This is a genomic window from Leucobacter soli (genome assembly GCF_042659205.1).
GTDB classification, from domain to species: domain Bacteria; phylum Actinomycetota; class Actinomycetes; order Actinomycetales; family Microbacteriaceae; genus Leucobacter; species Leucobacter soli.
On the sequence record NZ_JBHSRW010000505.1, the window covers coordinates 1 to 517 of the forward strand.

1 pseudogene is annotated in these 517 nt (G+C 73.5%); it reads right to left on the bottom strand.

The features are described from left to right. Window positions 1-517, bottom strand: a pseudogene (locus tag ACFPZL_RS14200) (FtsK/SpoIIIE domain-containing protein); the annotation flags it as partial.

A 517-nucleotide genomic window follows, 5' to 3' on the forward strand; every position in this document is an offset into this window, starting at 1 on the left:
CGAGGTCCCGCGCCAGCGCATCGACTTCCGCGGCCTGCGCGGCGAGCTCGCCGTGCCCGCCGACGAGCGCGAACTGGATCTCGCGGCCGTCCCCCGCAGCGATGGCGCGGCCGGGAGGCGCCTCCTCGAATGCGTCGCGGTCCACGCCGATGTGGTCGTAGTCGTGGGGATTGGTCAGTCGCAGCACGAACTGCAGCGGGAGCGCCGCCGTCAGGCTCGAGGGAATCGCCGCAGGGCGGTCGCAGGTGATGACGACGTGGACGCCGACGGACCGACCGGAGCGCATGATGTCGCCGAGCGCTTCGAACGGCGATGCCGCGCCGAAGGTCTCGGCCGTCTGCCGGAAGGCGTGGAAGCCGTCGAGCAGGAGGACTACGCGGGGCTCGGACCCGCAGCCTCCGTCTGCACGGCGATAGGATTCGAGCCCGCCGGCTCGGGCCTCCGCGAAGCGCGGGCCGCGTTCCGCGACGACCTCGGCGAGGCGCCTCAGCACCCGCCCGACGAGCTCGCGATCGGC